11 protein-coding genes are annotated in these 13432 nt (G+C 68.1%); 9 read left to right on the top strand and 2 right to left on the bottom strand.

Annotated features, from left to right (window positions below):
• Positions 1-4: 4 nt before the first annotated feature.
• The 3 genes from ACQR13_RS12170 (at position 5) to ACQR13_RS12180 (ending at position 2870) form a co-directional block, all read left to right on the top strand.
• On the top strand, positions 5-1543 hold the full coding sequence (locus tag ACQR13_RS12170) for a phytoene desaturase (protein WP_434862858.1): 1539 nt from the start codon (positions 5-7) through the stop codon (positions 1541-1543).
• Positions 1540-2580: a phytoene/squalene synthase family protein gene (locus tag ACQR13_RS12175; RefSeq protein WP_434862859.1), complete on the top strand. Its 1041-nt coding sequence runs from the start codon at positions 1540-1542 to the stop codon at positions 2578-2580. The genes ACQR13_RS12170 and ACQR13_RS12175 overlap by 4 nt, the downstream gene beginning before the upstream one ends.
• A 146-nt stretch (positions 2581-2726) precedes the next feature.
• Entirely contained in the window at positions 2727-2870 is a 144-nt protein-coding gene (locus tag ACQR13_RS12180; protein WP_315714295.1) for a hypothetical protein, read from the top strand.
• Between the two features lie 615 nt (positions 2871-3485).
• Here the strand turns inward: ACQR13_RS12180 and ACQR13_RS12185 are convergent.
• The gene (locus tag ACQR13_RS12185; RefSeq protein ID WP_316172532.1) at positions 3486-4190 is read right to left on the bottom strand and encodes a hydratase; all 705 of its coding nucleotides are present in this window, start codon (positions 4188-4190) and stop codon (positions 3486-3488) included.
• Positions 4191-4345: 155 nt separating this feature from the next.
• Positions 4346-5875 (bottom strand): 1-hydroxycarotenoid 3,4-desaturase CrtD, encoded by a 1530-nt coding sequence (gene crtD, locus ACQR13_RS12190; protein ID WP_316172531.1) that lies wholly within the window; start codon positions 5873-5875, stop codon positions 4346-4348.
• A 121-nt stretch (positions 5876-5996) separates the two neighbouring features.
• Between crtD and ACQR13_RS12195 the strand changes: the two genes are divergently transcribed.
• From ACQR13_RS12195 to bchZ, 6 genes are all read left to right on the top strand, one after another.
• Positions 5997-6866: a polyprenyl synthetase family protein gene (locus ACQR13_RS12195; protein ID WP_315827725.1), complete on the top strand. Its 870-nt coding sequence runs from the start codon at positions 5997-5999 to the stop codon at positions 6864-6866.
• Positions 6867-7202: 336 nt separating this feature from the next.
• Positions 7203-8348: a methyltransferase gene (locus ACQR13_RS12200; protein ID WP_316172530.1), complete on the top strand. Its 1146-nt coding sequence runs from the start codon at positions 7203-7205 to the stop codon at positions 8346-8348.
• 89 nt (positions 8349-8437) lie between these two features.
• A complete protein-coding gene (gene bchC / locus ACQR13_RS12205; protein WP_316172529.1) occupies positions 8438-9379 on the top strand; it encodes a chlorophyll synthesis pathway protein BchC in 942 nt (313 codons plus the stop codon).
• Entirely contained in the window at positions 9376-10374 is a 999-nt protein-coding gene (locus ACQR13_RS12210; RefSeq protein ID WP_316172528.1) for a chlorophyllide a reductase iron protein subunit X, read from the top strand. Before bchC ends, ACQR13_RS12210 begins: the two co-directional genes overlap by 4 nt.
• 31 nt (positions 10375-10405) lie before the next feature.
• A complete protein-coding gene (gene bchY, locus ACQR13_RS12215; RefSeq protein ID WP_316172527.1) occupies positions 10406-11956 on the top strand; it encodes a chlorophyllide a reductase subunit Y in 1551 nt (516 codons plus the stop codon).
• Positions 11956-13407: a chlorophyllide a reductase subunit Z gene (gene bchZ / locus ACQR13_RS12220; protein ID WP_434862860.1), complete on the top strand. Its 1452-nt coding sequence runs from the start codon at positions 11956-11958 to the stop codon at positions 13405-13407. Before bchY ends, bchZ begins: the two co-directional genes overlap by 1 nt.
• The last annotated feature ends 25 nt before the right edge of the window (positions 13408-13432 follow it).

A 13432-nucleotide genomic window follows, 5' to 3' on the forward strand; every position in this document is an offset into this window, starting at 1 on the left:
GTCCATGCTCGACGTCTCCACCATCAAGGCCGCTGTCCCGGCTGTGCTCGGAGACCGGCCGCATGCGGTCGTGATCGGCTCCGGCTTCGGCGGCCTCGCCGCAGCGGTCCGGCTTGGTGCGCGCGGTTATCGCGTCACGGTCTACGAGCAGCTCGATGCGCCCGGCGGCCGCGCCTATGTGCATCGCCAGGACGGATTCACCTTCGATGCCGGCCCGACCATCGTCACCGCGCCGTTCCTGTTCGAGGAGCTGTGGCAGCTGTGCGGTCGGAAGATGTCCGACGACGTCACGCTCAAGCCTATCTCCCCATTCTATCGCATCCGCTTCGACGACGGCACCGTGTTCGACTGCTCGGGCGACCCGGCCGAGATGCGTGCCGAGGTGGCGCGCCTGGCACCCGGCGACGTCGATGGCTACGAGCGCTTCATGAAGGCGAGCGAGGCGATCTTCAAGGTCGGCTTCGAGGAGCTCGGCGACGTGCCGTTCTCGTCGCTGCTCGACATGGCCAAGATCGCGCCGGCGATGATCAAGCTGCGGAGCTTTCGCTCGGTCTACGGCCTCGTCTCACGCTACGTCCGCGACGAGCGGCTGCGCGTCATCCTCAGCTTCCATCCGCTGCTGATCGGCGGCAACCCGTTTACGACCACGTCGATCTACTGCCTGATCGCCTATCTCGAGCGTCGCTGGGGCGTGCACTTTGCGATGGGCGGCACCGGCGCGCTGGTGACAGGGCTCGTCAGCCTGATCGAGGGGCAGGGCGGCCAGGTGCGCTGCTCGGCGCCCGTGGCCGAGATCACCACGAAGAACGGCGTTGCGACCGGCGTGCGGCTCGCATCCGGTGAGACGATCGCCGCCGATGCAGTCGTCTCCAACAGCTGCGCGGCCTGGACCTACAAGCATCTGCTGCCGAGCGTGCCGCGCCGGCGCTGGACCGATGCGCGCATCGACCGTGCGCGCTACTCGATGAGCCTGTTCGTCTGGTATTTCGGCACGAAGCGCCGCTATGATGACGTTCAGCATCACACCATCCTGCTCGGCCCGCGCTATCGCGGCCTGCTCGACGACATCTTCCGCCGCAAGGTGCTGGCGGATGATTTCAGCCTCTATCTGCATCGCCCCACCGCGACCGATCCGTCGCTGGCGCCCGATGGCTGCGATGCTTTCTACGTTCTGTCGCCGGTACCGCATCAGCAGAGCGGCATCGACTGGTCGGCGACGGCCGAGCCGTTCCGCCAGCGGATCGAGACCGCGCTGAGCGACACGCTGCTGCCGGACCTTGCCGGCCAGCTCGTCACGTCGCGGCTGCTGACGCCGGATGATTTCGAGCATCGCCTGTCGTCCTATCGCGGCGCGGCGTTCGGGCTCGAGCCGGTGCTGATGCAGAGCGCCTGGTTCCGGCCGCACAACAAGAGCGAAGAGGTCGAGCGGCTCTATCTGGTCGGCGCGGGCACCCATCCCGGCGCCGGCCTGCCGGGCGTGCTGTCCTCGGCGCGTGTGCTCGATGATCTCGTGCCCGCGCCGCATGAGCTGGAGCGGCGATGAGCTGGCAAACGGACATTGCGATCTGTCGGCGGATGTTGCGGGGCGGATCGAAGACGTTCTTTGCCGCCTCGAAAGTGTTGCCTCGCGCGGTCGGCGATCCCGCCGTCGCGCTCTACGCGTTCTGCCGCGAGGCCGATGATGCGATCGACGGGCCCGGCCGCCGCGTCGACGCCGTCGAGCTGCTGCACGAACGGCTCGACCGGATCTATGATGGCACGCCGGACGACAGTCCCGTCGATCGCGCGCTGGCCGGCGTCGTGGCGCAGTTCACGATTCCGCGCGCGCTGCCGGAGGCGCTGCTCGAAGGCCTCGCCTGGGATGCGCAGGGCCGCCGCTATGAGACCCTGAGCGACGTGCTCGCCTATGCCGTGTGCGTCGCCGGCACGGTCGGCGTGATGATGTCGCTGCTGATGAATCGGCGCGAGGCCGAGACGATCGGACGCGCCTGCGATCTCGGCATCGCCATGCAGCTCACCAACATTGCGCGCGACGTCGGCGAGGACGCCCGCGCCGGCCGGCTCTATCTGCCGCGGCAATGGCTGCGCGAGGCAGGTCTCGATATCGAGACCTGGCGTGCCGCGCCGTTCTTCGACGACCGCATCGGGCGAGTCACCGCGCGACTGCTCGCGGTCGCCGACGTGTTCTATGCGCGCGCTGCTGCGGGCATCGCCGATCTGCCGTGGACCTGCCGGCCCGGCATCCACGCGGCGCGGCTGATCTATGCCGAGATCGGCCGCGAGGTCGCACGTGCCGAATTCGATTCGCTGTCGCGGCGCGCATTCGTCTCGATGCCGCGCAAGCTGCAGCTTCTCGGCAAGGCGGCGGTGATGTCGCTGCTGCAGGAGCAGCCGTCGCTGGCGCCGCCGCGGCCGGAGGCGCGTATTTTGATCGAGGCGGTCGTCGCGGCGGATGTACAGCGCCCGCATGCGATCGCGCCGCCGCGCCGGACTGTTCACGATCGCGCGCTGTGGGTGCTCGACCTGTTCGAGCGCCTGGAGCGACGCGATCAGTTGTTGCGCTCGGGGCGGATATCGTAGCGAGGCGAGGTCGTCGCCGTCACGTATAAGACGACTCGCGTACGACGGTACGACCGCATTGGCGCGACCCGTGTGGCTCGACTGCGATGTCATGACACACGAAGTCATGAGCTGGACACCAGGTGAGACGCGATGAGTGACGCGCCATGAGCGAGATGGGCGGCCTGCTCGAATTCGTCGTCGTCACCATGTGCGTGCTCGGCTGGCTCGTGCTCGAATGGCAAGGCCGCCGCCTCGACCGCCAGCGCGCCGAGCGCGAGGCCAGGGAGCGCGAAGCGGAGAAGCGGTAGGGCGGGGGAGGCGGATTCACGTCTCAAACAGCGATCGACATGGCTTCGCGTTCTCGCGGCAGAGGTTGCCCGAGGTCTGCGATGATCTTGTCCCTCGCAAACAGTGCAGAGGGCGCAGGGAATGCCGGGTGAAGGCCTCACCCATGGCCCGCCTGCAGAAAAAATGCAGGCGGCAGGTACCACAGGCAAAGCCGATTCAACCGGCATTCCCTGCGCGACGGTCTTCACGCTTATACGCAGTCTCCCTGGTGCGCCGGGCTTGTTGGCCACCATCACCACGCGGCACATGAGCGCCATCGCGGCTTGATACCAGCGTCGGGGTATCAGGACGCTGCGACTTCACGTCCGCAAGACATCGTTCGTCGGCACCCTCGTCGAAGAGAATGCTGCGATCCCTCGCGGCCATCGCATCCCCACCTCGCGTGTCGTGACGATCGCGCGCTACGCCCCTCTGCGGTGAGGCGGGATGCGCGTAGACAATCATGATTTCAGATAAATAGCAAGAGATTTATTATTATCGGAATCCGTCTCGTCGCATTCCGCCGTCGTTCCGCGACCATTGCAGGTCCGCTGCGCTCGCCAGCGACTGCAGCCAACGTCGCCCCTGTCCCATCCTCACCACCGTGGCATCCGGAACGGCAGCATGGCCTGCACGATCGGCATCTGGAAGCGGTCGAGCGACAGGCTCTCATGCATCACCTCGACATCCTCGCCGTGCAGACGGGCGGCGAGATGGGAGCGCGCGTAAAACGGGGCGTCCTCCAGTGTGTTCACGACGCGCACCGGTGCGTCGGCGTCGGCGCGGGCGCTGCGGTCGACGCGCCACAGCGTCTTGCGCAAAGGCGCCTCCGTGAGCGGCGTGATCGATTCCAGACGGCCCGCGGGGTCGACGTGCAGCGCGAGCGACGCATTGGCGCCGTCGCGTGCGACCGTGTCATACGAGATCACGGTGCCGGTGCGCGTCGCCGCGCGCGACCATTGCCAGCTCTGGAAGTCGCGCTCCAGCGGCGCGTCGCCATGGTTGATGTCGAAATAGCCGTCGCCGCGCCAGCGCAGATCCGGATGATCGAAATCGACCGACACGCGGCAGCATGGCGCGATCGGCTGCCAGCGATGGCGTCCCTCGGCATCGAGCGTGAACGCGATCTCGTTCAGCGCCGTCGGCACGACGCGGACGCGACCGCGCAGTGGCAGCGGCCAGGGCACGCTGACCTCGCTGATCTCGATGGTGAGTTCGCGGCCGTTCCAGGCGAGGCTGCTGGGACCGAGCCCGAGGCTGGCAGATTCGCGCGTGATCGCGCCGCGGCCGCGCTCGGTCATGGCCCAGCGCCGCGCACGCGCGCCGTAGAGCGCAACGTTGAGCGCACAGTGATTTTCGGGATCGGCCGCTCGCCGCCGCCGCGCCCACGCGTAGTACGGCGAGAACACGCTGCCGACGAAGGCGATGAGCGTGATGCCGAATCGCCCGTCATCGCTCAGCGCGTCGACGTACCACCATGCATAGCCGTCTTCCGGGACAATGCGGTCGAAGCGAGGTCCGCGATCGCCCGTGCAGCGGCCATCCGGCCCGACAGCGCCGCCATCGGCACGCCCGGTCCCGGATGCGCGCTGCCCCCCGCCACGTAGAGCCCCGGCAGCTTCGTCGGCGCGCCCGGCCGCTGGAACGATGCCATCCAGCCGTGCGAGCTGCGGCCGTACAGCGCGCCCCCCGTGCCCGGAAACATCCGGTTGAAGTCCGTCGGCGTCGTCACGCGGGTCAATTCCGGCGTCGTCGCGATGCTGAGGCCGCAGCGCTGCAACAGGTCGAAGGTCTGGCGGGCACATTGGCTGATCTCCGAGGGAGCAAAGCTGTGATGGTCACCGGTGGCGGGGGCGTTGATCAGCACGAACAGCGGCTCGCTCGTCGCAGCCTCGCGCGGCTGGTCGTCGCGCACCTGCGCGCAGACATAGACGGTCGGCTCCTGCGGCATCGTGCGACGGTCGATCAACTGCTCGAACTCGGCGCGGGAGTCGCGCGAGAAGAACACGTTGTGACGCAACAGCGGAAAGCCGTCGGCGCGCGCCATGCAGCTCCAGGTCATCGCCGAGAGCGAGCGCGCCGATTCCGGGATGGCGGGGAGGGCTCGCGCCGCCTCGGGTCCGAACAGGCCCTGCGCCAATGCCGCGACATCGGCGGTGGCGATGACGGCGTCGGCGGCGATCTGCTCGCCATTGGCGAGCTGCACGCCCGCAGCGCGGCCGGCGTTCGTCGCGATGCCGGCGACCTCGGCGTCATAGCGGATGGTGACGCCGTGGCGCCGCGCCAGCGCCGCGAGGCACGCGGCGAGCTCGTGCATGCCGCCGTCGATCAGCCAGACGCCGGACTGCTCGACATGGGCGACCAGCATCAGCGTCGCCGGCGCATGGAACGGCGACGAGCCGCAATAGGTCGCGTAGCGGCCGAACAATTGCTGCAGGCGGGCATCGTGGAAATAGCCGCCGAGCGCCTTCCACAGCGTCTGGAATGGGCGGATCGCGGTGAGGTCGCGAAAGCCGGCGGTGCGCAGGAGATGCGTCATGCTCGGCGCCGGCGTGCGGATGAAGGGATCCTTGAGCACTTCGAAGATGCGGCGGGCATCGCGGCAGAACGCGCGATAGCCCTCGGCCTCGCTGCGTCCGGCGAAATGGCCGATGGCGTCGGCCGATTGCTCCTCGTCGGCGAACAGATCGAGCCGGCTGCGGTCGGTCCAGGCGTGGCGGGCGAGAACGTCGAGTGGGGTCAGGGTGAGGTGATCGTCGAGCGACGTGCCGATGTCGGCGAACAGTTCGTCGAACACCCAGCGCATTGTGAACACGGTCGGCCCGGAATCGATGCGCGCAGGTCCGATCGCGATCTGGCGCATCTTGCCACCGGGTACGGCGGCGCGCTCCAGCACGGTCACGGCAGCGCCGCGCGCGGCGAGGGTGAGCGCGGCGCTGAGGCCGGCGACGCCGGCGCCAACCACGATCACGCGGTGATCGGCCATCACTTCTGCTCCTGTCCGCCCGGCCTGACGCAGGAAATGTCTAGCATGATTTACAGCATGGGTGTAAGTTGAAATTTACATAGGCGAGGGCCGGCATGGCCTCGCGGCAGGGGAGGCTGGCATGGACGTGATGGCCCGGATCGAGAAATCCCTCGTCACAGCGGTCGCTCTGGCCGACCGGCCCGGATGCCCGCCGCGCCTCTCGGCCGCCATGCAGTCCGCGGTGTTTCCCAAGGGGGCGCGGGTTCGTCCGCGGCTCTGTCATGCGGTGGCCAGCGCCTGCGGCGACGACGAGCCGGCCGCGACCGATGCGGCGGGATCCGCGATCGAGCTGCTGCACTGCGCCTCGCTGGTGCATGACGATCTGCCGTGCTTCGACAACGCGGCGCTGCGACGCGGGCGGCCCTCGGTGCATGCCGCGTTCGGCGAGCCGCTCGCGGTGCTCGCGGGCGATGCGCTGATCGTGCTCGCCTTCCAGACGCTCGCCAAGTCGCGCTGCTCGCCGCTGCGGCTGGCGCAGCTGATCGCGACCATCGGCGATGCCGTCGGCGTGCCGCATGGCATCTCGGCTGGACAAGCCTGGGAATGCGAGCCGCAGATCGATCTGTCGCGCTATCACCGCTCCAAGACCGGCGCGCTGTTTGCGGCGGCCACCGTGTCGGGTGCCGCTGCGGCAGGGCATGAGAATCCGGAAGCGTGGCGCACGCTCGGCGAGACCATTGGCGAGGCCTATCAGGTCGCCGACGACATTCGCGATGCCGCCAGTGACGAAGAGGAGGCGGGCAAGCCCGTTGGCCAGGACGCCGCGCATGGGCGGCCCAACGCCGTGCTGATCTATGGGCTCACCGGCGCCGTCAGCTATCTGCACGATCTCGTCGCCGACGGCATCCGCACCATGCCGCCCTGCGCCCACGCGCACGAGCTGCGCGTCCTGATGGAGCAGGAAGCCAAGCGCCTCGTTCCGCGCCGCCTGGCGCAGTCGGCGGCGTGATTGTTCGGCCGCATGGGATGGCGACGGTCTCACCACACGAGCGTTGCTCACCCTCCCCTGGAGGGGGAGGGTCGACGCGCGCGAAGCGCGCGGCGGGGTGGGGTGACAGCCCATCCGCGCGCGCAGTGCCGGTGATACCCCGCAGGCTTAGGCAGGCGCAGCGAAGAGCATCGGGACTCATAAGCACCAATTTCCGAGCCCACCCCACCCCGCCGCGCGCTTCGCGCGCGGCGACCCTCCCCCTCCAGGGGAGGGTGGGCACCTGCGTGTGTCGAGCCATTCGGACCAATCAACTGCGTCAGCCAGCGCAACCTTCGTGGTTGGAGCCCTAGCGCCATGCCCGGGGCCATCCGCCACAACACGCCGGCGCCGGTCAGCTTCGGCGATCGCTGGCGCGGCTGGCGGGACGGGCTGCTGGCGAGTGCGGCGTTTCAACGCTGGGCGGCGGCGTTTCCGTTGACGCGGCCGATCGCGCGCAAGCGTGCCGCGCAGCTGTTCGATCTCTGCGCCGGCTTCGTCTATTCGCAGACTTTGGCGGCCTGCGTGCAACTCGATCTGTTCGAAGGCTTGCGTTCCGGCCCCCGCGATGTCGCGACATTGGCGTCGCGCGCGGCGATGGCCTCCGACGTGATGCTCAGCCTGTGCGAGGCGGCGTCCGCGCTTCAGCTGCTCGAGCGCCGCGGTGCGGCGCGCTACGGGCTCGGGCCGCTCGGCGCGGCGCTGCTCGGCAATCCCGGCATCGCCGCCATGGTTCGACATCACGCCGCGCTGTATGCCGATCTCACCGATCCCGTGGCGCTGCTGCGCGGACATGACCGCCAGCGCCGGCTCGCACAGTACTGGCCGTATGCGCTGGACAAGACCGGCGATGCGCTGACACCCGACAGCGTCGCGCCCTACACGGCGCTGATGGCGGCGTCGCAGCCGATGATCGCGGACATCGTCCTCGCAGCCTATCCCCTGAGCGGCCACCGTTGCCTGCTCGATGTCGGCGGTGGTGACGGCAGCTTCCTCGCCGCCGCCGCGCGGGCTGCGCCGCAAGTGCAGCTCAAGCTGTTCGATCTGCCCGGGGTCGCCGCGATCGCGAAGGAGCGTCTCGCCAGGGCCGGGCTCGCCGATCGCGTCATGATCTATCCGGGCAGCTTCCACGATGATCCGCTCCCCACGGGCGCCGACGTGATCTCGCTGATTCGTGTCGTGCACGATCACGACGACGACGCCGTGGCGCGGTTGCTCGCGAAGGTGCGCGCCGCCTTGCCTGACGATGGCGTGCTGCTGCTGGGCGAGCCGATGCGCGAGGCGGCCGGCGGGGCCGACGGCGTCAGCGCCTATTTCGAGATCTATCTCCGCGCGATGGGACAGGGGCGGCCGCGCAGCGCCGCCCGCTTGCGCGACCTGCTCCAGGCGGCGGGTTTTTCGCAGGTGCGAGTACTTCGTACGCGAATTCCGCTGATCGCAAGCGTGATTGTCGCGAAAAGCTGACACCCGGACTGTAAATAAATATTGACACTTCTTTCAGTCAGGCTAACCTGACACCCGTAACTAAGCGGGCGTCGCCGGGGAGTTGGGCTATGGACGCGATCGCCGTCGTACTGGGGAGGCCGAGGCAATTGTCGCTGCAGCACCTGCTGCTCGCAGACGTCCCGGACTGCCTGACCGTCGACATCGAATGGAGCGCGATCAGCACCGGTACCGAACGGCTGCTGTACGAAGGCCGCATGCCCCAGTTTCCCGGCATGGGCTATCCGCTCGTGCCGGGCTACGAGGCGGTGGGCCGCGTCGCGCACGCCGCCCCGCATTCCGGTTTTCGTAAAGGCGAGCGCGTGTTCGTGCCGGGCGCGGCGCGCTGCTTCGGCGAGGTCAGGAGCCTGTTTGGCGCCGCCGCCTCGCGCCTCAACGTTCCCGCGCAGCGCATTGTTGCGATCGATGAAACGACCGGCGAGCGCGGCGTGCTGCTGGCGCTGGCGGCCACCGCCTATCATGCATTGTCAATCGGTGGTGACGGCCAGGCCGAATGCGTGGTTGGCCATGGCGTGCTCGGCCGTCTGCTGGCACGGCTGATCGTGGCGATGGGCGGCGATCCGCCCGTGGTGTGGGAGAGCAATCCGGAGCGCGCCGTTGGCGCGACGGGCTATCGCGTCATCGATCCCGCAGAGGACAGCAGACGCGACTATCGCCTGATCTTCGATGCCAGCGGCGATGCCGGCCTGCTCGACAGCCTCATTGCTCGCCTGGCGCCACGTGGCGAGATCATCCTCGCCGGCTTCTACAGTGCGCCGCTCTCCTTCTCCTACCCCCCGGCCTTCATGCGCGAGGCGGCGATCCGCGTCGCCGCCGAATGGAAGCACGAGGATCTGCTCGCGGTGCGCAATCTCATCGACACCGGCAGGCTGTCTCTGGACGGGCTGATCACGCACCACGCCGACGCTCTGTCCGCGGAGAGCGCCTACCGGACCGCGTTCGACGATCCGTCATGTCTCAAAATGGTCTTGGACTGGAGAGCTGCCGCATGAATGCCCCGACCAAGATCAGTGACATGACCGATGCCCTGCGCGCCGAAGCGGCGATCGAGCCGGATGCGCCGTCGACGGCTGCGCCGAAGAAGGCCACGCAGATCATCGCGATCTACGGCAAGGGCGGCATCGGCAAGAGTTTCACGCTCGCCAACCTGTCCTACATGATGGCCCAGCAGGGCAAGAAGGTGCTCCTGATCGGCTGCGATCCGAAGAGCGACACCACCTCGCTGCTGTTCGGCGGCAGGGCCTGCCCGACCATCCTCGAGACCTCCTCGAAGAAAAAGCTTGCCGGCGAGGAGGTCAAGATCGGCGACGTCTGCTTCAAGCGCGACGGCGTGTTCGCGATGGAGCTCGGCGGGCCCGAGGTCGGCCGCGGCTGCGGCGGACGCGGCATCATCCATGGCTTCGAACTGATCGAGAAGCTCGGCTTCCACGACTGGGGCTTCGACTACGTGCTGCTGGACTTCCTCGGCGACGTCGTCTGCGGCGGCTTCGGCCTGCCGATCGCGCGCGACATGTGCCAGAAGGTGATCATCGTCGGCTCCAACGATCTGCAATCGCTCTACGTCGCCAACAATGTCTGCTCGGCGGTGGAGTATTTCCGCAAGCTCGGCGGCAATGTCGGCGTCGCCGGCATCGTCATCAACAAGGACGACGGCACCGGCGAGGCCGCCGCATTTGCCGAGGCGACCGGCATTCCGGTGCTGGCCTCGATCCCGGCGGACGACGACATCCGCCGCAAGAGCGCGAGCTATCAGATCATCGGCCGGCCTGGAACGCCCTGGGCGCCGCTGTTCGAGCATCTCGCCAAGAACGTCGCCGAGGCGCCGCCGCAGCATCCGCACCCCCTGACGCATGACGGCCTGCTCGGTCTGTTCAAGGGCTCGGATGTGGGACGCGGCGTCGTGCTGGAGCAGGCGACGCTCGAAGACATGTGTGGCAGCGCCGCGGTGACCAAGCCTTCGCTCGAAGTGATCTACGACAATTTGTGATGGGATCGGCCGACGAGCGGAATGGAATGCAATGAGCGATCCTGTGGTCCATCAGGCAATGAGCGCGCAGAGCGGCGCAGAGGCAGGCCTCCTGCCGGTGCAGCCCGAGGCGCTCGGCTGTCATGCCGGCAAGGCCGAGCTCAAGCGTGCGGCGGATGCCGCCGGCAAGAGCGAGGTGCTGGCGCGGTACGCGGCCGATTATCCGGCAGGGCCGCACGATCAGCCGCAGAGCATGTGCCCGGCGTTCGGCTCGCTGCGCGTCGGCCTGCGCATGCGCCGCACCGCCACCGTGCTGTCGGGCTCGGCCTGCTGCGTCTACGGCCTGACCTTCACCTCGCACTTTTACGGCGCGCGGCGCAGCGTCGGCTACGTCCCGTTCAACTCGGAGACGCTGGTCACCGGAAAACTGTTCGAGGACATCCGTGAGGCGGTCTTCAAGCTGGCCGATCCCGCCAACTACGACTGCGTCGTCATCATCAATCTCTGCGTCCCCACCGCCTCGGGCGTGCCGCTGCAGATCCTGCCGAAGGAGATCAACGGCGTCCGCATCATCGGCATCGACGTTCCAGGTTTTGGTGTGCCGACCCATACCGAGGCCAAGGATGTGCTCGCCGGCGCGATGCTGAACTACGCGCGCCGCGAGGCGGAGCAGGGCCCGGTGCAGACGCCGCGGGCGCCACGCGGCGACAAGCCGACCATCACCCTGCTGGGAGAGATATTCCCCGCCGATCCCGTTGGCATCGGCATGATGCTGGCGCCGCTCGGCCTTGCCGCTGGTCCGACCGTGCCGACGCGCGAATGGCGCGAGCTCTATGGCGCGCTGGATTGTGCGGCGGTGGCGGCGATCCACCCGTTCTACACGGCTTCGATCCGCGAGTTCGAGACGGCGGGCCGTCCGATCATCGGCTCGGCGCCGGTCGGCTGCGATGGCACCGCGGATTGGCTGGAAGCTGTCGGCAAGACCTGCGGCGTCGGGCGCGCGCAGATCGACGCGGCGAAGAACGCGGTGCTGCCGGCAATTCGCGCGGCGCTTGCGGCCACGCCGATCCGCGGCCGCATCACGCTGTCGGGATATGAGGGATCGGAGCTGCTGGTCGGGCGTCTGCTGGCCGAGAGCGGCGCCGATCTGCGCTATGTCGGCACCGCCTGTCCGCGCACGCGCTGGTCGGAGGCCGATTTTGCCTGGCTCGAGAGCCGCGGTGTGCGCGTGCAGTACCGCGCCTCGCTGGAGCAGGATCTCGCGGCGGTCGATGAGTTCGCGCCGGATCTCGCCATCGGCACCACGCCGGTCGTGCAGAAGGCCAAGGCGCGCGCGATCCCGTCACTCTACTTCACCAATCTGATCTCGGCGCGGCCGCTGTTTGGTGTCTCCGGAGCCGGCTCGCTGGCGCAGGTCGTCAACGCGGCGATCGCAGGCAAGGCGCGCTTCGACGAGATGCGCGACTTCTTCGAAGGTGTCGGCGAGGGCGACAATGCTGGCGTGTGGCAGGTCACACCGGTCGAACGTCCCGAATTCCGCGACAAGTTCCGCAAGGCGGTCGCGGCGCAGGCCAGGAAGCGCACGTCCGAGGAGATGGTGTGATGCTGATCCTCGACCACGATCGCGCCGGCGGCTATTGGGGGGCGGTCTACGCCTTCACCGCGATCAAGGGCCTGCAGGTCATCATCGACGGCCCCGTGGGCTGCGAGAATTTGCCGGTGACCTCGGTGCTGCACTACACCGACGGCCTGCCGCCGCACGAGCTGCCGATCGTCGTGACAGGGCTTGGCGAGGACGAGCTCGGCCAGAAGGGCACCGAGCAGGCGATGAAGCGCGCCCGCGCGGCGCTCGATCCGGATCTGCCGGCGGTGGTCGTCACCGGCTCGATCGCCGAGATGATCGGCGGCGGCGTCACGCCGGAAGGCTCCAACATCAAGCGCTTCCTGCCCCGCACGATCGACGAGGACCAGTGGCAGAGCGCCAACCGCGCGTTGAGCTGGCTGTGGAGCGAATACGGCCTGCGCAAGATCCCGGAGCGCAGGCCTCGCAAGGACGGCGAGAAGCCGCGCGTCAACATCATCGGCCCGATCTACGGCACCTTCAACACGCCGTCGGATGTCGCCGAGATCCGTCGCCTGCTCGAAGGCATCGGCGCCGAGATCAACATGGTGTTTCCGCTCGGCAGCCATCTCGCCGATGTCGGAAAGCTGGTCGATGCCGACGTCAACGTCTGCATGTATCGCGAGTTCGGGCGGCTGTTGTGCGAGACCTTGGAGCGGCCTTATCTGCAGGCGCCGATCGGGCTGCATTCGACGACGAAATTCCTGCGCTCCCTGGGCGAGATGCTCGGCCTCGATCCCGAGCCGTTCATCACCCGGGAGAAGCATACGACGATCAAGCCGCTGTGGGACCTGTGGCGCTCGGTGACGCAGGACTTCTTCGGCACCGCGAGCTTCGGCATCGTCGCGTCCGAGACCTACGCGCGGGGCCTGCGCAATTTCCTGGAGACCGAGCTCGGGCTGCCCTGCAGCTTCGCGATCTCGCGCTGCGCCGGCGCCAAGACCGACAACGACGCCATCCGCAAGGCCATCCATGAGCGGCCGCCGCTGGTGCTGTTCGGCAGCTATAACGAGCGCATGTATGCGGCGGAAGCCGGCAGCCGGTCGATCTACATCCCGGCCTCGTTCCCGGGGACGGTGATCCGCCGCCACACCGGCACGCCGTTCATGGGCTACTCCGGCGCGACCTATGTCGTGCAGGAGGTCTGCAACGCGCTGTTCGATGCGCTGTTCAACATCCTGCCGCTCGCCACCCAGCTCGACCAGATCGCGGCGACGCCGGCGCGACTCGAGCGTGAATTGCCGTGGGATGACGGCGCCAAGCTCGCGCTGGATCAGATCATCGAGACGCAGCCGGTGCTGGTGCGGATTTCGGCGGCCAAGCGGCTGCGCGACGCGGCGGAACGCGGCGCGCGCCAGGCGGGGCTGGACAAGGTGACGGAAGATGTTCTCGCGCATGCGCGGTCGCAGCTCGCAACGGGCCAGGCCGCGTAGGGCACGAGGATAGCGGACAGGGAGA

It is taken from the genome of Bradyrhizobium sp. HKCCYLRH3059 (assembly GCF_051168035.1).
Classification (GTDB): domain Bacteria; phylum Pseudomonadota; class Alphaproteobacteria; order Rhizobiales; family Xanthobacteraceae; genus Bradyrhizobium.